This is a genomic window from Desulfosarcina sp., assembly GCF_033791525.1.
Lineage (GTDB): Bacteria > Desulfobacterota > Desulfobacteria > Desulfobacterales > Desulfosarcinaceae > Desulfosarcina.
This window is the reverse complement of record NZ_JASJGN010000342.1, coordinates 1-20774: the sequence shown is the minus strand read 5'-3', so window position 1 is coordinate 20774 and position 20774 is coordinate 1. Positions and strand designations below refer to the sequence as shown.

At 56.1% G+C, this 20774-nt stretch carries 20 protein-coding genes; 8 read left to right on the top strand and 12 right to left on the bottom strand.

What is annotated here, in order from left to right; translation table 11 throughout:
- Positions 1-428: ATP-binding protein (locus QNK41_RS17000; RefSeq protein ID WP_319259082.1), on the top strand; the 428-nt coding region annotated here is incomplete at its 5' end.
- Here the strand turns inward: QNK41_RS17000 and QNK41_RS16995 are convergent.
- Together QNK41_RS16995 and QNK41_RS16990 are read right to left on the bottom strand one after the other, a co-directional pair.
- On the bottom strand, positions 423-1838 hold the full coding sequence (locus tag QNK41_RS16995) for a pyridoxal phosphate-dependent decarboxylase family protein (RefSeq protein WP_319259080.1): 1416 nt from the start codon (positions 1836-1838) through the stop codon (positions 423-425). The genes QNK41_RS17000 and QNK41_RS16995 overlap by 6 nt on opposite strands.
- Positions 1839-1930: 92 nt before the next feature.
- Entirely contained in the window at positions 1931-2884 is a 954-nt protein-coding gene (locus QNK41_RS16990) for a VCBS repeat-containing protein (protein ID WP_319259078.1), read from the bottom strand.
- A 414-nt stretch (positions 2885-3298) separates the two neighbouring features.
- Here QNK41_RS16990 and QNK41_RS16985 point away from each other — a divergent pair, with 414 nt between their 5' ends.
- The 3 genes from QNK41_RS16985 to QNK41_RS16975 all read left to right on the top strand — a co-directional run bounded on the left by QNK41_RS16985 (position 3299) and on the right by QNK41_RS16975 (position 7262).
- Positions 3299-5155 (top strand): bifunctional serine/threonine-protein kinase/formylglycine-generating enzyme family protein, encoded by a 1857-nt coding sequence (locus tag QNK41_RS16985; protein WP_319259076.1) that lies wholly within the window; start codon positions 3299-3301, stop codon positions 5153-5155.
- Between the two features lie 61 nt (positions 5156-5216).
- The gene (locus tag QNK41_RS16980) at positions 5217-6002 is read left to right on the top strand and encodes a hypothetical protein (RefSeq protein ID WP_319259074.1); all 786 of its coding nucleotides are present in this window, start codon (positions 5217-5219) and stop codon (positions 6000-6002) included.
- Positions 6003-6068: 66 nt separating this feature from the next.
- The gene (locus tag QNK41_RS16975) at positions 6069-7262 is read left to right on the top strand and encodes a hypothetical protein (protein ID WP_319259072.1); all 1194 of its coding nucleotides are present in this window, start codon (positions 6069-6071) and stop codon (positions 7260-7262) included.
- 216 nt (positions 7263-7478) lie between these two features.
- Here the strand turns inward: QNK41_RS16975 and QNK41_RS16970 are convergent, their stop codons facing one another.
- Both QNK41_RS16970 and QNK41_RS16965 read right to left on the bottom strand, forming a co-directional pair.
- Positions 7479-7937: a hypothetical protein gene (locus QNK41_RS16970; protein ID WP_319259070.1), complete on the bottom strand. Its 459-nt coding sequence runs from the start codon at positions 7935-7937 to the stop codon at positions 7479-7481.
- Positions 7938-7992: 55 nt separating this feature from the next.
- Positions 7993-8538 (bottom strand): class I SAM-dependent methyltransferase, encoded by a 546-nt coding sequence (locus QNK41_RS16965; RefSeq protein ID WP_319259068.1) that lies wholly within the window; start codon positions 8536-8538, stop codon positions 7993-7995.
- Between the two features lie 666 nt (positions 8539-9204).
- On the opposite strand from QNK41_RS16965, the gene QNK41_RS16960 reads away from it, so the two are divergent.
- Positions 9205-9723: a fasciclin domain-containing protein gene (locus QNK41_RS16960; RefSeq protein WP_319259066.1), complete on the top strand. Its 519-nt coding sequence runs from the start codon at positions 9205-9207 to the stop codon at positions 9721-9723.
- A gap of 47 nt (positions 9724-9770) precedes the next feature.
- On the opposite strand, the gene QNK41_RS16955 is transcribed toward QNK41_RS16960, so the two are convergent.
- The 4 genes from QNK41_RS16955 to QNK41_RS16940 form a co-directional block, all read right to left on the bottom strand.
- A complete protein-coding gene (locus QNK41_RS16955; RefSeq protein ID WP_319259064.1) occupies positions 9771-11183 on the bottom strand; it encodes a clostripain-related cysteine peptidase in 1413 nt (470 codons plus the stop codon).
- Between the two features lie 597 nt (positions 11184-11780).
- On the bottom strand, positions 11781-12476 hold the full coding sequence (locus tag QNK41_RS16950; protein ID WP_319259062.1) for a DUF2293 domain-containing protein: 696 nt from the start codon (positions 12474-12476) through the stop codon (positions 11781-11783).
- Between the two features lie 271 nt (positions 12477-12747).
- Positions 12748-13500 (bottom strand): amino acid ABC transporter permease, encoded by a 753-nt coding sequence (locus tag QNK41_RS16945; RefSeq protein WP_319259060.1) that lies wholly within the window; start codon positions 13498-13500, stop codon positions 12748-12750.
- Complete coding sequence (locus tag QNK41_RS16940; protein WP_319259058.1) at positions 13497-14285, bottom strand: transporter substrate-binding domain-containing protein; 789 nt, start codon at positions 14283-14285, stop codon at positions 13497-13499. Before QNK41_RS16940 ends, QNK41_RS16945 begins: the two co-directional genes overlap by 4 nt.
- Before the next feature lie 435 nt (positions 14286-14720).
- Here QNK41_RS16940 and ubiG point away from each other — a divergent pair, with 435 nt between their 5' ends.
- A complete protein-coding gene (ubiG, locus tag QNK41_RS16935; protein WP_319259056.1) occupies positions 14721-15458 on the top strand; it encodes a bifunctional 2-polyprenyl-6-hydroxyphenol methylase/3-demethylubiquinol 3-O-methyltransferase UbiG in 738 nt (245 codons plus the stop codon).
- Complete coding sequence (ubiE, locus tag QNK41_RS16930) at positions 15427-16239, top strand: bifunctional demethylmenaquinone methyltransferase/2-methoxy-6-polyprenyl-1,4-benzoquinol methylase UbiE (RefSeq protein ID WP_319259054.1); 813 nt, start codon at positions 15427-15429, stop codon at positions 16237-16239. Before ubiG ends, ubiE begins: the two co-directional genes overlap by 32 nt.
- 214 nt (positions 16240-16453) lie before the next feature.
- On the opposite strand, the gene QNK41_RS16925 is transcribed toward ubiE, so the two are convergent.
- Positions 16454-17386 carry a UbiA family prenyltransferase gene (locus QNK41_RS16925; protein WP_319259052.1) on the bottom strand — a complete coding sequence of 311 codons (933 nt, stop codon included), beginning with the start codon at positions 17384-17386 and terminating at the stop codon, positions 16454-16456.
- Between the two features lie 390 nt (positions 17387-17776).
- Here QNK41_RS16925 and QNK41_RS16920 point away from each other — a divergent pair, with 390 nt between their 5' ends.
- A complete protein-coding gene (locus QNK41_RS16920; RefSeq protein WP_319259050.1) occupies positions 17777-18889 on the top strand; it encodes a DMT family transporter in 1113 nt (370 codons plus the stop codon).
- Between the two features lie 118 nt (positions 18890-19007).
- On the opposite strand, the gene QNK41_RS16915 is transcribed toward QNK41_RS16920, so the two are convergent.
- The 3 genes from QNK41_RS16915 to QNK41_RS16905 all read right to left on the bottom strand — a co-directional run bounded on the left by QNK41_RS16915 (position 19008) and on the right by QNK41_RS16905 (position 20316).
- Positions 19008-19367: a hypothetical protein gene (locus QNK41_RS16915; protein ID WP_319259048.1), complete on the bottom strand. Its 360-nt coding sequence runs from the start codon at positions 19365-19367 to the stop codon at positions 19008-19010.
- A 97-nt stretch (positions 19368-19464) separates the two neighbouring features.
- Positions 19465-19926, bottom strand: coding sequence for a transglutaminase family protein (locus tag QNK41_RS16910; RefSeq protein ID WP_319259084.1), 462 nt, complete (start codon positions 19924-19926; stop codon positions 19465-19467).
- A gap of 57 nt (positions 19927-19983) precedes the next feature.
- Entirely contained in the window at positions 19984-20316 is a 333-nt protein-coding gene (locus QNK41_RS16905; protein ID WP_319259046.1) for a transglutaminase N-terminal domain-containing protein, read from the bottom strand.
- Positions 20317-20774: the final 458 nt, after the last annotated feature.

Below are 20774 nucleotides of genomic sequence, written 5' to 3'. Positions count from 1 at the left end.
CCATTAAAGAGACGGTGCAGCTGGATGCAGAATTGACCGATGAATCGGTTACCGTTGATGTTGATTTGATTCAAATCCGCACGGTCATTTTAGCGATCATTACCAATGCTGACGAGGCCATTGCTGGTAAAGGATCTATTCGAATCAGCAGTCAACTCTTCCCATGGGCCGAGGTTTCTGAGGATATTAAATCCGAGCTCATGCCCGGTGACTACGCATGTATCGGCTTTCAGGATGACGGTACCGGAATGGACAGCAATACATTACGTCGATTGTTCGAGCCTTTCTATTCAACCAAATTTAAAGGAAGAGGACTGAGTATGGCCGCGGTAGCCGGCATTATCAAGCGTCACAAGGGCTGGATTAAGGTCTCCTCCCAAATCGAAAAAGGAACCTGCGTTCAAATTTTCCTACCGAAAGTCTCATAACCCATCCGTATCGTACGGCCCGGCTTTCGATCGCGCGTCGACAAAGGCTTCCACGGATCGGTCCACATCAGCCGGGGTGGTGGCCCAGGAACTGACACTGATGCGGATGGCCGGTTCGTCGTCCCATTGCGTCCCGCCGCACCAGCAGACGCCTGACGCCTGAATGGTTGACAGCATTTCCCGGGTCTGCCCCGGTGTATCACCGGCAACCAAAACCTGGTTGAACACCACCTCGTTGCGTATGCGAAATCGGTGGGCGGCCAACTGCTCGGCAAATTGCGCCGCACGCTCACACATCCCATCGATCAGGTCAGCGATGCCATGTTTGCCCAGGTACCTGAGGGTCGCCCACAGGTCGACAGCCCGGGCGCGGCGGGACATCTCGGGCACATGCATCATCCCGTCCCGATGCTCGCTGTACTGAATATAGGCGCCGCTGGCCTGCATGGCAGCCACCAGTGAATCTTGCTGCCGGCACAGCACAATGCCGCAGTCATAGGGCGTGTTCAGAGTCTTGTGGCCGTCCACAGACCATGAGTCGGCCAACTCGACGCCCTGTGCCAGCGCCTTTCGTGCAGGGGATGCCTTCACCCACAGCCCGAAGGCGCCATCCACGTGCACCCATGCATCATTTTTCTTAGCCGGGTCGCAGATCTCCTCAAACGCATCGAAGGCCCCGGTGTTGACGTTGCCCGCCTGAAGAAGCAACAGGCATCGGTCGTCCAGAACGGGAATCCGTGAGGTATCGATGCGTCCCTGGCTGTCTGCCGGGACGTGCTCGATGCGATCCTTGCCCAGTCCCAGCAACGCCAGGGCCTTGAACACCGAACTGTGCGCCTGCTGGCTGACAATCACACGGATCGGCGGCGCACCGAAAAGGCCCTTGGCATTGACATCCCAGTCTAACCGCCTGAGCAGCGCGTAGCGGGCCGCAGCCAGGCCGCACAGGGTCGCCGTGGAAGAGCCACTGACGTAGCCGGCCACGGTGCCATCGGGCAGCTCCAGTAGTTCGCGCAGCCAGTTCTCGCAGACCTGTTCCAGTTTGCCGACAACCGGCGAAATCACGTACAATGCAGGATTCTGATCCCAGGCATCCGCCATCCAGCGGGCGGCCAGGGCAGCGGGAACAACCCCGCCGTTGACGAAGCCAAAGTAGCGTCCACCGGTCTGGGCCACGGTGGCCGGCGCACCATAGGTATTGAGCATTTCCAGGGTGCCGGCTCCGGATTGCGATCGTTCCGGCATAGGCTCGTCGAAGCGATCCAGGTTTCGGATGGCGTTTTCATCCGGGAACACCGCCCGTTCGTCAACGGCCTCGATGTATTCAAAAACGTATTGTCTGGCCTGGTCGAGAAGCGTCTTGCTATCCCGATCACGGCGCATTTGTGCGCGTATGTCTGATCTTTTCATTTTACCACCGATTCCACATCCAGTCATTCAAGGCGAATATCGTATTTTCAGCAGATAATAGACCCATCTCAGATCCGGCCTCCTGTGCCGGTTTAATTTTCCATCTGAATTTCATAGGACTTACCACTATCCAATCGAAAGCGCCAACGGCCGGTTCTCACCGGTATAAATGACGATCCCAGGGTCCCGGGCAATTCCGCCCGGGTCATTTCATGCCCTCCGTCGGGTGACCACGCCAATATCATCATCGCCCGTTGTGCTTGATTCGGCACCAGCAACCGATCACGGGGTGCCGCGGAGATGACACGTCCAAGGCCAAGTTCCGTAATTCCGATTCGGTGTGTGCTTACACCTGGATATTCCGCGAACAAAGAGAGTTTTCCGTCTTTAAATCGATAAAGGCGCAATCGCCCGCCAATGTGGGGTGTGGCGACGAGGGCGATATCAGGTCGCCCATCGCCGTCAAAGTCACTTACGCCCAGGGGGTTTAGCCACCGATTGGGCTGGCCCAGGAAAGGCGTTGCAGCCATTCGAACGAGACGACCGGTGACAATACCATACACGGCCAGCGATGCGCCCGAGTCCATGTCACTTTCCACCACAATCAGTTCATCCCGATTGTCTCCGTTCAGGTCGGCAAGTCGGGGTTCCAGACCCTCGAATACTCGTGAAGGTGGAAGATCGATGTGCAGGCGTTTCCCCTCGGCGGTTTCCACAACCAGCCGCGATGCCTCCAGTTCATCACCTAACACGGCATGCCGATATCGATCCGTCGGACCGGCGTACCAGGCAGTGATGATGTTTCGATTGCCTCTGGCAACACGACTTTGCGGGAGCTGGTCCGGCCGGCTTGCCGCCGAAATGTCAATTGAGGGTGGACCGGCGGCGTGGATCTTCAGTTCAATGGAAAGCGCGGGACTTGCACCTGAATTTAAAAGTGACGGAAGCAGCACCGACAGGAAAATGAAGACAAGCCGGGTGCGGGTGGTATTGGACTTGATTTCCCCTATCTTGGATTTCAATCTTTTATAGGGTTGCTGGTTCATTAGAACGACACCTTTGAGGCCTCTGCGACGCGAACGCGTCCCCGTGCAGAGTTGGAGTTGCGCAGAATCCAGTTGTGATACGGCGATCTGCAGGAACAAGAAAAGCGGATGTGAAGGGAACAATTGAGGGTTATCCATTTTCCGGAGTCCGGTCAAGGAATTTTCGGTTACCGGATGGTTAAGCGCATAAACGGATTGCCCGGCGCCGGAAAGGGTAATGGCGATCGGACGTCTCACCAACCGGCTATCTGAGATTGCATAGGACGATATCCGCTGAATCTGCTTCAAGACCTCGGTGGCGCAGGATGGTGCGCGCCGGTCCCGGCGGGATGCTTGACATCAGCATGCGTATTCTTACTATTATCAACATGTAAGCATACCACGATGTATCACTTTTTCACGCCTGGAAGAATCATGGACGCCAACCAACAAAAAATTGGCAAGTACGACATCGTCGCTCCACTAGGCAAAGGGGCCATGGGTGTTGTTTACAAGGCTTTCGATCCCATGATCAAACGGTTTGTGGCGCTGAAGACCATTCATCTCGGCTTTACGGAGCCACCGGATGACGATATCGCCCAGCGGTTCCATCGTGAGGCTCAGGCAGCCGGCAACCTCAACCACCAGAATATCGTGGGAATCTATGAATACGGTGAAGACGCCGGGCGGGCATTTATCGCCATGCAGTATGTGGAGGGGCAGACACTGGTCGACCTGCTCAAAGGAAAACACCGGTTTTCCCTGGCCGACATACAGCTGATCCTGAGCAGCGTGTTGGCCGCCCTCGACTATTCTCACCGAATGGGTGTGATTCATCGGGATGTCAAACCCGGAAACATCATGCGGGACAACACCGGCACCGTCAAGGTGATGGATTTTGGCATTGCACGGATCGAGTCGTCAGAACTGACCCAAACCGGAACCATTCTCGGCACCCCCGGTTACATGTCCCCGGAACAGCTCCTCGGGGAAACCGTCGATCTACGATCCGATCTTTATTCTGCAGGGATTGTTCTGTATGAACTGCTCACCGGCGAACGCGCCTTCACCGGCTCATCCTTCGCTTCGGTAATCTACAAGGTGATCCACAGCGATCTAGTGCCCCCGTCGCGCCTGAAGCCCACATTGCCCGGCAACCTGGATGCACTGGTGGCCAAAGCCTGTGCCAAAAAAAAGGACGATCGCTATCAAACCGCCGGTGAATTTGCAGCTGCCTTGAATCATGCTTTTTCGGCGATTACCGACGCGCCGCGCGTCGCGGAACCGTCACCTGTCCAACCCGATCCTATTCGGACAGACGACCCTTCCGCAGCTATCGCTGCGGCAAAGACCGAAAGAAAATGGTTTGCCGCAGTTGCCATCTTTGCCGCTGCGGCCGGCCTTGCCCTGGCCGCCTGGTTCCTGCTGCCAGTTGGCCGGGAGGATAAGCAGACGGCGGCAGCATTGCCAGGCACTGCCTTCAAAGATTGTGACACCTGCCCGGAAATGGTTGTCATTCCCGCCGGGACGTTCATTCAAGGTGCTCTTGCAGCGGGAAAAGATAGTGAAACCAATGAGGTTCCCGGGCGGTTGGTGGCCATCGACTATGCGCTGGCCGTAAGCCGGTACGAAATCACCAAAGCGCAGTTTGCCCGGTTTGCCGATGAAACCGGACACGAGGGAGCCGGTTGCAGGACCTATGACGGATCCTGGCGACTGGATGAGGAACGCAGCTGGCAAGCGCCGGGATTTGAACAGGACGACACCCACCCGGTTAGCTGTGTTTCGTGGAATGACGCCCACGCCTACCTGCGCTGGCTTGCCGACAGGACCGGCCGTGAATACCGACTGCTCAGTGCCTCGGAGTGGGAATATGCGGCCCGGGCAGGGATAGCGAATATCGGCACCGTAGCGGCGGCCCCGACCGATACCTGTAAATCGGCCAATGTGGCCGACCGGTCGACCCTTGCAACCTATCCGGGATGGGAGATTTTCGACTGCCAGGACGACTTTGTGCACACGGCGCCTGTGGGTTCTTTTCAGGCCAATGCATTCGGCCTTCACGACATGATTGGAAATGTCTTCGAATGGGTCACGGATTGCTGGAACGACAGTTACGAGAAAGCGCCGTTGGATGGGGCTGCATGGGAAAACGGTGACTGCGGCCGTCGCGTTCTGCGGGGCGGGTCCTGGTTCACCCCGCCCGGGTTCGTTCGCCCAGCCTTCCGCAACCGCTTCGATCCGGACTACCGCAGCAGCAGCTTCGGTTTTCGCGTGGCCCGGTTGCCATGAGCCCGCATGGATGGCCAACCCGCAAAACGCAACCATGCAGGCCGGTCAAGAGGAGAGAAAAATGAAACAAGCATACGCATGGACGCTCCTAATCGCTGCCATTCTGGCCATGGCGGGATGCGCCAGTCGCGCCCCGACAATCGCCCATGTCCATATCGGCCACGCCATGACGGGATGGTATGAGACCCCAAACAAGGAAGGTCTTTTTGTATTGGCGGAGAAGAAGGCAGGAGAGTCGCTGAAATATGCGCAAGCCGCGGCCGATGGGAGCCGGGATCTCAAGCGGATCAAGACAAATATCGCCCGAGCCGGGATGCTCTGCGATGGTGAGGCCATGGGAAACGAACCAAAGGCGCAATACGGGGTCAAGCAGGCCCTGGCGGGTGCAGTCAGCCACATTACCTATGCAGCCACATCACTCGATGCCACTGCCAATACCCGGGCATTCGCTGATGGCTTTGCCACCAATGCCGCCGGAGTCATGGATCGATGCGACCTGATCACGGCATTGAGCAGCGACATCGGCGGCACCGAATCGGTGGAAGAGGCCGGCCTGCTGGCACCGGAGATCGAAAAACTCGCCCATGCCAATCTCCACGGAGAGGATCTGGACGGTGACGGCATCGTCGGTTCATACGCCAATGAATATGGCCTGGCGCAGCTTCGCCGGGACATCGAGAGCATGATCGCCAGGGAAGACCCGCCATATACCACCGTGAACAAGTGGTACCTGTTCAACCTGATCCGGCTTCCCGACGGCAGTTGGATATTCCGCAAAAGGCAGACCACCTCGCAGGATGACCCTTATGGCGGCGGGGGTGGCGGCGGTGGGGGTGGCGGATATTAAATAGGGATATGCTTAGAATGGCTTTGAATAACGTCAGCCGCCTGTGAAAGGAGACAGGTCTCATCCATGACCCAATGCGAAACCAAACGTTCCTGCATGACCGGCCGGACGGCGGCGATCGTGATGCTGACACTTCTCATATTCGCAAACCCCACTACAGTTGCCTGGACGGCTGAGGACGCCCCCTCCTGCCTGTCCGCCACCGGGGAAGCCGCTCTTGCGCCATGTCGGCGGGAGTTGCTTCGCGATCCGGGCAACCTGGAGATTCGCTTTGCACTCAGCGATGCATTTATGGGACTCCGGCGTTATGCGGACGCCGTTGCAGTGCTGCAGGAAGGACTGGAAAACTTTCCGGGCGACGACGCGATCAAAAAGAAGCTGATCCTTGCCGAAAGTTACCTGGACGAGCAGCAGTATATCGAAAAGCAACAAAAGAGCGCTGCCGCCGCATCCCGGTCGAAAAAACAGGATACACAGATCCGCTTGAGCATCATCCGGTGTGAGAAGTTAAAGGGTGATGCGGCCATGACAGCCTGCAACGATGGGCTCGCGGTGAACCCCGACCACCCCAAATTGTTAACGGGCAGGGGCAATGTCTGGCTGGAGATGGATCGCTTCGGCAACGCCATTCGCGATTATGAGACGGCATTGGCGGCAGATCCAAAAAATCGGGAGGCGACCAAAAACCTTCGGCTTGCCCAGACGAAAAGAGAAATCAAGGTTGCGCAGTGCCTTCAAGCCGGTGGTCCCGATGGCCTGAAGGCGTGTGATGCGGCGCTGATGAAAGGCGCTTCCGACGAGTTTGCCGTCCAGAAGCGACGGGCCGGCTTGCTTCAAGCCATGGGGCGGGAAAAAGAGGCCATTGAGGCGTACCGGGTTGCCGCAGGCTTGAATCCTGCCGATGGTCAGATCAAACAATCCCTGGCTGCATTGTCCCCCAGAAGCGAAACGACGACGCGGCAGGCTCCGGCACCCTCACCCATCGTTAGCCAGGCCACCGGCGCATCGACGGACAAACCGCTGCCGCCCCCTGAGAAAAAGTCTCCGACCAGGCCGGTTGCACCGGCATCAGTTCCCAAAAAGACCATGGTTGCCAAACCCGAACCACCGGTGCAGTCTCCTCCCGCCAAGACATTCGATTCACCGGCAGTAAAAAAACCGGTGCCTGCGCCAACCAAGGCATCGCCGCCGATAGAGATGGCTGCCCTGCAACCCCGACAATACAGCAATGCGCCCGAGGTGCCGGGGATAACCCACTAGCGGAAAAAGCGCAGTTTATGGTTGATAAATGAGCATGTTGAGTCGAATTATAACGCCGTATGGCCAAACGCAATAGTTTTTCAACAACCTGTTTAACGATAAGCGGATCTCAAAATTATCATTTGGCCCCATCCACTTGGGACGAAATAGGCTCTGCGGTGGGTGTCTCGTTTCACCTCCTCGCCTTGCTCAAGCAATGGATGGGCCGTAGCCGGGTCAGCCCCCATAGTCCCGCAACCAGATTAAAACCATCCGAATGGTAACCACAAGCATGGCGGCGGTGGCGCCAAGGAAAAAGACACCGACCAATCCATACCACACCCGAGTAATTGTGTGCTTCAGATTACTGAAGAATTTCAAGGGGACGTTGGGTTTATCCGGTACGGCGCGGAAGGTCACAATAAATGAATACGTGCTCAACCCCCATAACGAACCGACGACACAGGGAATAATAAATAAATCACCCTGGCCTGCTGCGAAAATAAGAACGATCGCCACCAGTGATGCCAGGCTAATCAGCCCAACCCCTAACGATGGCAGGCGAAGCACCTGAATGGCTTGTGCGATTCGCTTAAACTTATCGATCATTTGAAATACGCCTTTACCTGTTCTCAGATCTTCCTTTTTGTTTTCCGGATAAACCAACAATGGAGCAGGATAATCTACAATCATCATCGGTAATACCATGCCCTTACCGCCCCATGCGGCCTTGAGCGCAATAGGGGACTATTTACTTCTTATGGAACAGAATCACGTCATTGGCAAGGACGTTGAGGCGGGCATCGAACCGTCGCGCGAGGTATTCAAAAGTATGCTGACGATAAAAGCAAATATGCGTCATATCACGAATGTAGTGCCATTGACCAAAAGCGTATTTATCCATGACCCGCTTCGTCATGATGCCCAGCCATCCACCGCGTTTTAACATCTTGAACAAGGAAGCAAATTCCCGCTTGGGATCGCGCAGATGCTCGACGACTTCGGTGGCACAGATGAAATCATACTTTTTATGAAACACTGAAGGATCGTCGTAATAAAACGGGTCGTAAAGATCCACCTGCTGGCCCTGCTCCTCCAGCAGGACCGACAGGGTCGGACCGGGGCCACAACCGAAATCCAAGCCCTTTTGGTTTGGATTCAACCTCTCTAGGAGTGGTGACACAAACCGGGATAGGAATCGCCGGTATCTCGGGTCCTGTGGATCGTTTTCATGCAGATCATAGATGGTTTTCTCATCTTTGGCGTCAAGCCAATAGCCTTTGGGAACAAAAACCAATCTACAATTCAAACAGCTCAGGTAGATCCTGTTGTCGTCCTCGTAAAATCGATCGATATCGTCACCACTGCACAAGGGGCAATGGGGCGCATGACATTTGGTTTTCATTAGGTTGGGCCTGATTATTGATAGTTTAGCCGTTTCGGTTTCAAAGCATCGGTCGGACGAACGTCTACCGCTGCAGCGCTAAATTAATGCCTTACCTATTGTCCATTCAGAAATGGCAGATTTGGGTTCCCCGCAGTGCGGGATCTGCGACACGCCAAGGCCGCAGCGAAATTGAAATTGACGGCGTAGCCGTAGGAGCGACAGCGTGCGCAGTGGCACTACGTCGAGGATAGCGCCGAAGCTTCACTACCTGCTCAATCGAGCAAGAACGCAGGCTTGGGCCGAAAGATGCCGTTTCTGGATGGACACTACCTATGGCCGCAAGCGTATGGGGCTTTTTGATATACCTGCCAGCGCAGGATCCAATGGTATGGTTGCCGTCAGATCCAGTGATAGGTGCTGTCTATCACTATACCCCTAATCTGCACTGCTTGTCATTCGGCTCAAAGCAAGTTAATTTTACTCAGCACTGGAGTGGCGGCACATGCTCGGCTAAAGCGGTGCAAAAACGATAAGTCACTCGTTATATCAAACTAACAACACATTGAGGTAATAGACATGAAAAGACTAAATTATGGAATCGTGTGGATCATACTGCTTATCCTGCCCCTGTCGGCATTTGCCGGCAACTACGGAACCTCGAAAAATACATCGGACGCCATGAACACCACAGACATCGTCGACACCGCCGTGGCGGCGGGTTCCTTCAATACCCTGGTTGCGGCAGTGCAGGCCGCCGACCTGGAAGCGACGTTGAGAAGCGAGGGGCCGTTTACCGTCTTTGCGCCGACGGACGAAGCCTTTGCCAAACTAGCGCCGGGTACCGTGGAAAACTTGCTCAAACCGGAAAATAAATCCCAGCTGCAAGCCATCCTGACCTATCATGTGGTCCCGGGCAAGGTCATGGCCGCAGATGCCGCCATGCTCACCTCGGCCAAAACTGTCAATGGTCAGAGTTTCCGCATCACCGAATCGGGCAGCAGCCTGATGGTGGGTAATGCAACCGTGATCAAGGCGGACATCCCTGCCAGCAACGGGGTCATCCATGTCATCGACCAGGTCCTTATCCCAGAATAAATCCCTGGTTGAAGACTCCGGAATGATCGACCCAAGCTAAGAATCCTTTAGGGGTGGGTGCCTGTTGATAGGGCCCGCCCCTTTTTTATGGCCGCAGGCTGGATCAAGTCGGCGGCCAGTGTTCCCTTGAGGCGCTCCCGGAATATGCTGATCATTTCATCCCACTGGGTCTCACGGCTGAATCGGTTCGCCTGGTAAAGTCTCTGGTGGGTCTGGAAAATGTTGTCGGGCACCAGGGGATGCGAAAGGTAGATCGAGATACCTGTGGCTGCGCAATCCGAGGTATGACGGGCATAGACGAGGACACGATTCGCCAGTAGATCCAACACGCGGTCGCAGGCCGTTTCCAGCTCGGGTTGGCTGACAGCGGCACGCAGGTGGCGCACAAAACCTGAAAGATCATAATATTCCATTTTTAAAAAGCTGGCAAACGGCTGGGTGGCAGACAAGGCTGCACCCATGGCCTGCACCACGCCATCTTCTTCAGCGTGTCGAATCAGCTGTTGGGCCAGGAGATCCAGCACAGTCACCAGCTGGGGCATCGCAGCGGCATCCACCAGGGCCATACCACCGGAAAAGCGGCAGATCTGTCCCACACCGTCACCTGTGGGTAAGCGCACATCCTGATCGTAACTATCGACGTGACTGTCCACCAAGGTCCGACCAAGCTCCCGGATATCGGCTGCAGGCGTCTGCTTCAACCCAGCGATCAGTTTCTCAAATCGCAGTCCGCGGATCTGGTATTGGCCCGGCGGCTCGTTCACCAGTCGGATCTCGTCCTGGCTGCCCACCAGATATCGGGTCACATCACTCATGGCGTAGTCCACCTCCACCATGTTGGCCAGACAGGAAAAAAACACCATCAGTTCGAAGCGTCGGCCGTTCAGACCTTGTTTCAATGCCTGGTGAAAGTCGTCCAGAGGCATCTTTTCACCGCTGGTGTCGTCGCGGGACATGGAGACGGTCTTGACCGACTGCGTTGGCCCATAATCACGGGTATCCAGGACACCCTGGCTGTGGGCAAACATGTAGAAATAAACCTGCTCCGCCGGGTACGCCGCCATGGCCGTGCGCAAAAAGCGCTCCAGGGTTTGAGGCGAACCCATATTGGCTTCTCCCCACTCCTCCAGCACCGGCGAGGTGATACGACCGATGCGCGGATCAGCTTGCAGGTGAAGCAGCCGCGTCCGAGACCAGGCCGCATCATAGGGCCCCAGCCATTTGGGATGGCCGTCCACCAGGGCAACCACGTTGACCCTGTCGGAAGAGCCCACCATTTCCATCATGTCCAGTGCATGAAGGACCTCATTGGACAGATCATTGTCTCCGTTCATGTAGCAAAGGATGGTCACGGTAGGCGGGATCGGCGCAGCATGGATGTCGCAAAAACCCGCAGCGCCGAGGGATGACAGGAGCAGGCAGAGGGTCAGGTATCGGATCAGCATGGTACGCATTTGCATTGAGACGACCAGGAAATTAATTTCGACCGGAGACCTAAACAGCCCCAGCGGTGTACCGGTTTAATAGAGCATGGCGCCGCACCCATGTCAACTTCAGCGAACGGACACCCGTTGATCCAATTTCGCGCTGGCTGCGGCTGAAAACTGGCCACGGCACAGAAGAGCCTTATTTATCGGGTAATCTGGACGCGTTTTAACGAGGATGCTGAATGGACTGCCGTTTTGCTGACTGCTTTATCGGCAGATGGTGTGATTTCATAAAGAAATGTTTTGCTTGCGGGCTGACATTTAAGGGTCACGGAAATAAATAAATCCGCCATATGGCGCCGGCTGTGGTTTCGTCAGCAAGGCGCATCCGCCCGGTGCATATCGAGATATGTGCCGGCGGATGGAACGCAGGTGACGGAAACACAGGCAAGAAAGAGGTGGATTTATTTTTTTCCGGGGCCCTAACTCGCGGGGTCAGGCTGCAGGATTTCGCAAAAAGTCCCATCCGACGGAAGTGGATAAATATCTGGATTCCGGCTCATTCTTCGGGTTTCGATAGTATTGATCGCGGGCCTTTTGCGACTTCATCTTGCTTGCCATGCGACCCCATTACAGAACCTGCGGTGTCGGCGACTCCCATTGTTCCAGAATCCGATCAACCTTGTCCGTAACTATATCTCGCGCCTCCCAGCGATCATGTCCCATCATTAAAAGCTCATCGTAAGTCGTTTCCGCGTGCCGGATGTGAGCAACGACAGCCAGGCGGACCGCCTCCTCATCCAAGCGCTTGGCCCACGCCGTGCGACCGATCCGGCCGCTGTACTTGAGGCAGGCATGCTCGGCAATGACTGCATCCCTTCCAGTTGGGCATCCGGGGAAGAGCTCACCCACCCGCAGTGCAAAACGCTCTGTATATTCACGATCCAGGCGTTCCCGACGGATTGCTTCGCGCGCCCTTCTTCTTTGCCTGGCCTCGCTGTCCGCCAGGCAATCCTTTTCAGCCTGTTCAAGCGCCTGCGCCTCCACCAGCAATCCCTGCCGTTCGTACCGCTTCCGGGCCCGCGCCCATTTTAAAACAACCACTGCCAATGTCGCGTATTTTCGGGCACGCCGGGTGAGTGCGGCGTCTCCTGAAGGCAAAAAGACGAGATGGTCCAGGTCGGCACAAGACAGGCACAGGGCACCTTTTTCTCCGGCCAGGGTGATCCACGCACCACGTCCTAAATTCTCATTACACTCGTCGCACGTGGGGTCCGAAGCCGAGATAAATACTTTTAAGTCTTCTTTTTTCTTCATGTTGGCCATGTGTTCATGAAAGGTTTCCGTCTATTGGGGCAACCCAACATAAAGCTAAGATGCAGCCACGATATGGTATGGCATCCTGGTCCAGCGGACCATGTCTTGTGTGGGTTGATTAATCTGGATGACTGAAAAGGATTGGACTACTTTGAGGTACCCATTTTCTGGGTCGCGGTCAAGCAGTTTTCTGGTGCAGATGAATAGTGGGATGCCCGACAGGCAAAAGGCTTTCAGGAAAAACGAAGCGAAACTTTCCGCCAGACGCTCGCTTCAGGCCTCAGGTTCGCACCCGCAACCGATTTTCAAGCCGCCGCACCATCCAGGATGCCGCCAGGATCAGCAGCAGGTATTCGACGACCAGCACCGAATAAATCTCCAGCGGACGGTAGACCGTAACCGTGAGTTCGTTGGCCCGGCGGGTCAATTCCTGCAGACCGATCACCGATACCAACGAAGACATCTTGAGCATGTATACGAACTGGTTGCCCAGCGGGGGAAGGATCCTGCGGATGGCCTGGGGCAGGATAACCAGCCGCATTTTCTGATAATAATTCAGGCCCAGCGAGTCGGCGGCCTCGATCTGCCCCTGCTCGATGGATTGGATGCCGCCGCGAAACACCTCGGCTTCGAATGCACTGTCGCACAGGGTCAATGCCAGGATGCCTGCCGCAAACGGGCCAAGGGCCAAGCCGATCACCACGGGAAAACCATAGTAGACCCATAGGATCATGACCAGCACCGGGATGGACCGGAAGGTTTCCACGTAAATGCGGTTGAACGCCCGGAGCCACGGCTGCCTGGCCAGCCCGGGCAGGGTCACCAGCAGCCCGAGGATGATCGACGCAGTCAATGAAATCGTCGACATGGAGATGGTCAGGCCAAACCCGGCCAGAAGAAACTTCAGGTGAGCCATACCCTGGGGGGTCGTGGGAAGGACCTCATACCAGCCCCACTGATAATCCTGCCGGCTACAACCGACGGCCGCAATTATCACCAGGGCCACAAGCAGCCATGAGGTGCGAATTTTCATGGTTGCGGCATCCACTTCTCCTGCAGTTCCAGGAAAAATCCTTGGTTGGCTTTGATGGTGATCCAATGATTGAGGTAATTGATCCAGACCTGATCGGTTTGCGGGGTGATGAACGCCAAATCTGCCGGGCTGCGCGGCCTGTCTACCGGAACAATCGCCAGCTGCGGGTAGGTCTGGACCAACTGGGAGGCTTCCAGGTTGCTGGTGATCGACACCTGGGCCCGTCCGCTGAGGACTTCCTGAAAATCGCGCGCCGGGGCTTCCACCGCCTTGATTTCGGCTTTGGGGAAAAACTGTTTGACCTGCTGTTCGAATGACGTGCCCAGCGTGACGGCCACACGAACATCGGCCCGGTTGATATCGTCCCAGCCGGCAAACCGGGCGATATTTTTTTTCAGTGTCACGGGAACGGTGCCGACCTGGAAGTAGGAGCGGGTGAAGCCGACGGTGCGAATGCGCGATGGGGTCACCGATGCACTGGTGCTGATGTCGTATTTGCCGGCAACCATGCCGCTGACCAGGGTTTTCCATTCAGTGGAAACAAAGACCAGCCGAACACCGAGATCCTTGGCCAGCTCAGTCACCACGTCGATGTCAAACCCCTGGTAGGTGTTGGTGGCCGGGTCACGGACCGTCATCGGGTTCCAGTCGCCGGTGGTGCCGACCCGGATTTCTCCGGCTTCAAGGATGCGGTGCAGCGTTGACTGAGCCACGGCTGCCGCCGGGCTTGCCGCCAGCGCGACCATCAAAATCGTGGCAGCAAGGGTAACGATGGATCGTTTCATATGACCTCCTTGGCGTTTTTACCGGCGGTCATATCGATGGCGGGGCTCAGGGGCAATGCATTGGGAGCCCGCCGCCCGTTGGCCGGTAAACGCGGTCTTTTGCAGGATTGCAGGTTGATATTGAATGCTTATTTCTTTCCCATCGGTGTTGCCCGCTATGTTCGGATGGATAGGTAACTGTAATGCGGGCTTTTACGGTGTCAACTGGGGGTGGGCATCAGTGAAGCATAAGTGACGCGCGATAGTTGACCGCTTTCGGGTGGCTATTTCTTTGACCATTTCCTTGATCCCTTTACGGCCATCTGCTATTTCACATACCTGTTTCAATACCAGGATGATGATAGGAGAACGGCTGCCCTCGCCCGAATTCTCTCCCTCGAAAGAGATAGAGCGTTCGCGTCAGGATGCCGCCTCCACAGAAAAAATCAATCGGCAATGAATCCAACCGACAACATCGACGCCGGTGAAATCGCCCGTTTTTCGGCCATGGCCGACATCTGGTGGGATCGCAACGGCGAATTCAGGGCCCTGCACGACATCAACCCGATACGGCTGACCTATGTGCGCGACCGGACCGAACTGGCGGCAAAGCAGGTATTGGATGTGGGCTGCGGCGGCGGCCTGCTGTCCGAAGCACTGGCCTCCTGCGGGGCGCGTGTGACCGGCATCGACATGGCAGGCGCGTCGCTGGCCGTGGCCCGCACGCACATGAAAGACAGCGGCTTGGTCATCGACTACCGACAGACCATGGCCGAAGCACTGGCAGACGAAAACCCGGGTCGGTACGACGTGGTGGTCTGCATGGAACTGCTCGAGCACGTGCCCCGGCCGGCATCCATCCTCAATGCCTGCGCCCGCTTGGTGCGCCCCGGCGGGGATGTCTTCTTCGCCACGGTCAATCGCACCTGGCTGGCATGGCTGCTGGTGATCGTGGCTGCCGAGCGTGTGCTGGGCGTCGTCAGAAAAGGCACCCACGACTACCGGAAGCTGGTAAAGCCTGAAGAATTGATACAATGGGGGGCCGATGCCGGTCTGAGCCTTGAGAATTTATCCGGCCTGCGCTACATCCCCTTCGGCGGGCACGCGGCCCTGTGCCGCAGCACAGGCATGAATTATTTGATTCACTTTAGAAAGGATTTTGATGGATCTCTGGAACAATCCCCGCTGGTTTGACGATAAAAAGCGGCAGGAGCTGCTTGACGATCACATTCGCACCACCGGTAAAGCCCGGTTCGGCATCCGCGAGTTCGATGAGGAAAGAAAAGTGGATGCGGTGCGCATCCACTTCAACCGGGTGGCCCCCAAATACGATTTCATGAACTCACTGCTCAGCTTCGGCATTCAGCATGCCTGGAAACGAGCCGCCGTGCGCATGCTCGGCGTTCGGCGAGGGGACAAGATGCTGGATGTGTGCGGCGGCACCGGCGACTTGGCCATCCTGGCGGCCCGGTGCACGGGCCCGACAGGTCAGGTGACGATTTACGACATCAACTACGCCATGATTCAGGCAGGCCGTCACAAGATCGACCCCTTCCCTGCGCTCGCCCACATCGGCTACGTCCAGGGAGACGCCGAACGTATCACCTTTCCCGACGACACCTTTGACTGCGCCATGGTGGGCTTCGGCATCCGCAATCTCACCCACCTGAAACAGGGTTTTGCCGAGATGGTCCGGGTGCTCAAACCCGGCGGACGATTCCTGTGCCTGGAGTTTTCACAGCCCACCAATCCCGTTTTCCGCAGTCTCTATGATTTTTATTCGTTCAACATCATGCCCGCCCTGGGCCAGTTGCTGGCAGGATCGGCAGAGTCCTACGCCTGCCTGCCCGAGACCATCCGCATGTTCCCCCTGCCCGACGAACTGGCAACCATGCTGACGGCCGTCGGTTTGCGTGACGTTCGCTGGACGTCCATGACCAATGGGATCAGTGTGGCGCATGTGGGCACGAAATAAGAAGGGGTAGCTTGCGGCCCGGACCGGCGTTCTCACCTTTTGGCAATCCTCGACGTAGCGCAGTTACGCCTCCGGTTGCCAAAACGCTGCGGCCTTGGTCCGAACCACAAGCTACCCCTTCTTGAATCTCACGATATTCGACTGACTGGTTGGCTGGGAATGAAAAAATACCGGCACCCCGAATAACCTTGGGCCTACAGCCTATCCACCTGAACTATAAAAGCAGCAGGCGGATGAGCACCACCACAAACACACTCAAGGGAAAAAAACTGGCCTTGTTGAACAAATCCATGGCCTGTTGGCGGTCGTTGGCTTCCACCAGCCTCAGGGCCGGCAGCAGCAGCAGCCAGACACCGACTCCGGCCAACGCCAGCAGATGAAGCATCCCGAAGGTAAGCGGTGAGATCCACACCAGCAGAAAGGTCACGAAGAAGGCCGCCACCAGACAGGCCAGGGCCAGCAATCCTGCCCGCGCCAGTCCTAATTTCACAGGAATGGTCTTGGCCTTGAAGCGGCGGTCTTCATCGATGTCGGTCCAGTCGTTGGGAATGTTCTGCCCGCCGATCTCCCAGAAGAAAATCCAGCTGCACAGGACGATGAGAAAGATGATCGACGGCTTGGGGTTGACGGCATATACGGCGGCCACGGCACCCAGCGATTTGACGATGCCGTTGATCAGCGCGCGAAAAGGCGTCACTCGCCACAAGAGGCAGTAGATGGCCTCCAGCAGACCGCCGGCAAGGAAAATATAAAAGCACACCGGATTAAGCAGCCAGGCCCCGACCATGGCCACCAGCGCCCATCCCCCGGCCCACATGATGCCCTCGGGCAGGGTAAGCACCCCCTTGGCCAGCGGGTGGCGAACCAGCACACCGTCCAGGTAATCCTCGCCGTCCCCGTATCCGCCCACGCGAACTTTCTCTCTGTCTGTGCGGTAGTCCACCAGATCGTTGAGGGCGTAGACAGCCGTGTATCCGGCCATAACGGTGATCAGCCCCAGCAGGGTGGTAACGAGCGGGGGAAAGTGGCCCAGGCACAACAGCGCGGCCAATGCCGGCGTGGCGATATCGATAACCCCGTGGGGGGTGCGGGACAGGGCCAAAAGCAGCTTCAGCCGTGGATGGTTCAAAATCGCGTCTAAGCTCATAGCTTCGCAATGCGTGTCAAAGGGTTGATGCGTTTAGGGACTGCCTGCCGTCTCGATATCAGGATCGGAGCAACTTGCCAGAATCGCGGTGATTTGTCAATTTTGATGAAGTCGTAATAAATCTCATTTTAGACGGATTCGTAAAAAGCTCGAGATCAAAGCTATCGAATTTGGAGGAATGAAGAGTATTTACGGTACGCTGAAGTAACGAGGGCTGAAGCGTAACGCAGATAATTATCCGCTTCAGGCGGATCGGGCTTTATACGAATCCGTCAATTTTGATGAACCCGTAAAAAGTCGCATTTCCGACGGGTTCGTAACAAGTTCGAGATCAAGGCTTGCAAATCCGGAGGAATGAAGCGTACTTATGGTACGCTGCAGTGACGAGGGATGAAGCGTAACGCGGATATCGGACTTGTTACGAACCCGTCAATTTTGGATTCTGCATCTGTACCTGGTACCGACGAAGTGATTGACAGCGTCTATCTCTGCTGCGCCAAGCGGATCCAGCCCTGCAATCAGGCGCACCGTCGCAACAAAAACGAAAAGGGTGCCGCGTTGATCAGAAACCTGTCACTTTATACCGTTACCGTACTCATCTGGGGATCGACCTGGCTGGGGATCAAGTTCCAATTGGGCGAGGTGGATCCACTGGTGTCGGTGATCTACCGGTTTTGCCTGGCGTCGGCCCTGCTTTTCACCTGGTGCGGCCTGCGGGGCTTGAACATGCGCTTTGCCATACGCGATCACCTATTCATCGCCCTTCAGGGCACCTGCCTGTTTGCGGTAAACTACTGGCTGTTCTACCTGGCAGAGGTGCACCTGACCAGCGGCATCGTCGCGGTAATGTTTTCCACCATCGTCTTCTGGAATATCCTCAATGGTCGCGTCTTTTTGAAAACCCCGCTGCGGGCCAACGTGATCGGCGGCGCGGTCCTGGGCATCGTGGGTATCGGACTGGTGTTCTGGCCTGAGCTGTCCGGCTTCAGCCTGGCCGACGACGGCTTCAAGGGGTTCGTGCTGAGCATGGCCGCCACCCTTCTGGCCTCCTTCGGTAACATCCTCTCCGCCCGCAACCAGCGGCACGGCCTGCCGGTGGTCCAGACCAACGCCTACGGCATGGCCTACGGGACACTGCTCATGCTGTCGGCCGCCCTGATCGCGGGAAAACCTTTCACTTTCGACCCATCCGCACCCTATTTCATCTCTCTGCTCTACCTGGCCCTGTTCGGCTCAGTGCTCGCCTTCGGTTGTTATCTGACGCTGGTGGGCAACATCGGTGCGGATCGGGCCTCCTACGCCACGCTGTTGTTTCCCATCATCGCCCTGATCATCTCCACCGTGTTCGAGGGTTATCAATGGTCGCTGCCCGCCGTGGCAGGTGTGGCCGTCATTCTTGCCGGCAATGCCCTTTCCCTTGCAAAAATCGACATGCCGGTAGTGCGTGCAAGCGGGGCCATGGAAACCGCTCGACAACCGCATGAAGGCATTAAGCCGTCCTGAGCGATGCTTGAAAATAAAAAGGGGGGGGCCTAAGCATGCAGGCCTCCCCTTATTTTGTTTGATCAGGGGCCACTTATAAAATGTCGTGCCTCCTGATTGTTAACTAATCCCGATCGTCCTAATCATCGCCATCTTCGTGGTCCCTGTCGTGGTCATCGTCACCGTCCTCTTTACGGTACCAGTCGTGATCATCATCACCATCGGAATCCGCATCCGGCGGATCAATGACCGGGGGATCGACAGGCGGATCAACCGGGGGCGGAGTTGCACCGTTCACCTGGATTTCAATGGCATCCGTGGCCTGCAGCGGCCCACTGTCCGTTACCGTCAATTCAAAAACCAGGGTTTCGCTGCTGCCGTCGGCAACTGGCGGAGCCGTGAATGTCGGATTGATCGCACCCGGTGCGGACAGGGTGACCGCTGCGCCGGCAGCTTGCCGAATCGATTTTTCCCTGAACCCGCACGTCGGATACCGCAAAGCGGTGGTCGGCGGATTATAAAGGCATAAATGCGGATGTCACTGACAGGCTGTTCAGCGTTAACGAGACCCTGCTTCAATGACACAGGAGGAGCGCTTAGCACATCGTTACCCATACCCCCACATCGAGACGCGACCCCGGCGCACCCACGAATGACCCCGCTATCGGCGGCACGGATTCGGGCAATCTCGCGACCGCCACGGCAAAGTGATCCGTCCCGGCGATTTTTCCGATGGTGGGATCGAACCCCTTCCAGCCGGCGCCTGGCAGGTACACCTCTGCCCAGGCATGGGTTGCACCCAGGTTGTTCGCTGACGGCGGTGCGTGCAGGTAACCGCTTACAAAACGAGAGGCGATTCCCAAATGCCGCGCGGCAGCCATAAACAACACTGCAAAGTCACGGCAAGAGCCGGTGCCGCTGGCCAGGGTTTGCTCCGCAGTTTGCACCCCGGGCGCTTCCCGCAGTTGATACGACAGCGTTTGATGGATATGCGTGCAAATCCGATGCAGTAGCGTGTAGGTCTGAATGCGTTCATCCGGCTGCCATTGCTTCGCCATCCATTCAGTCAGCCGATTTTTTGTCTGATTTTCGGAGAATACCATGTAGGGCGACAACTAAATCTTGTCATCGGATGGATAGGAAAACGGGTACTCGATGGCATCATCGGCCACCATAAAATCCAGTGGGTCCTCATTGTATTGCTGGATGATCACTTCGCTCTCAACCACCAACTGGTTGGCGGGCAAATCGAAGGTCGCAATGGCAACCGAATTCCCTTCAATATCCCGGTGCCAGAGCAGGGTTGCTGCCGGTGTGATATTAAGTTTTGAAGACTCGATGCGAAGATCATAGTCCTCTCGCGGACGAAGGTGCAATTTATGGGGTCCGAGCCTCACTGGTCCGGAAAAATTGTAATAGGTACGATGAAGAATTTTATAGCGCTGCATAAGGCTTCCTATTCTGCGCCTTCAATCGACGGCATCAGGGACAAGCATTCCCATAAATATGACAGGGAACAATACCAAGATTTACCTGATCGATCCACCCTGAGCTGTCGCCTCCTTTAAGAAATATCAGATAACAGCAGGGATTGACGAAGGATCGAGAGACATCATCCGATCCGAATCCCTGCGCAATGAATCCGAATGGGCTTTGATCGACAACCCGCGCAACCATTTAACGGGTCATGATGATTTCATTCTCTATGGAACATTTTCAAGGTTACAAGAGCGGATGAACCTATCATAGATGATATGGACGGACAGGATTTCGCAACTATATAGATTAACTATATTTAAAAAGGTGGATTGATGATATCTCTGTAATTGATTTTATATTGTTTCGAACCCAAACCTAATACGTTATTCAGGAGCATTGATGAAGACCTTTACAATCGAGGCGATTA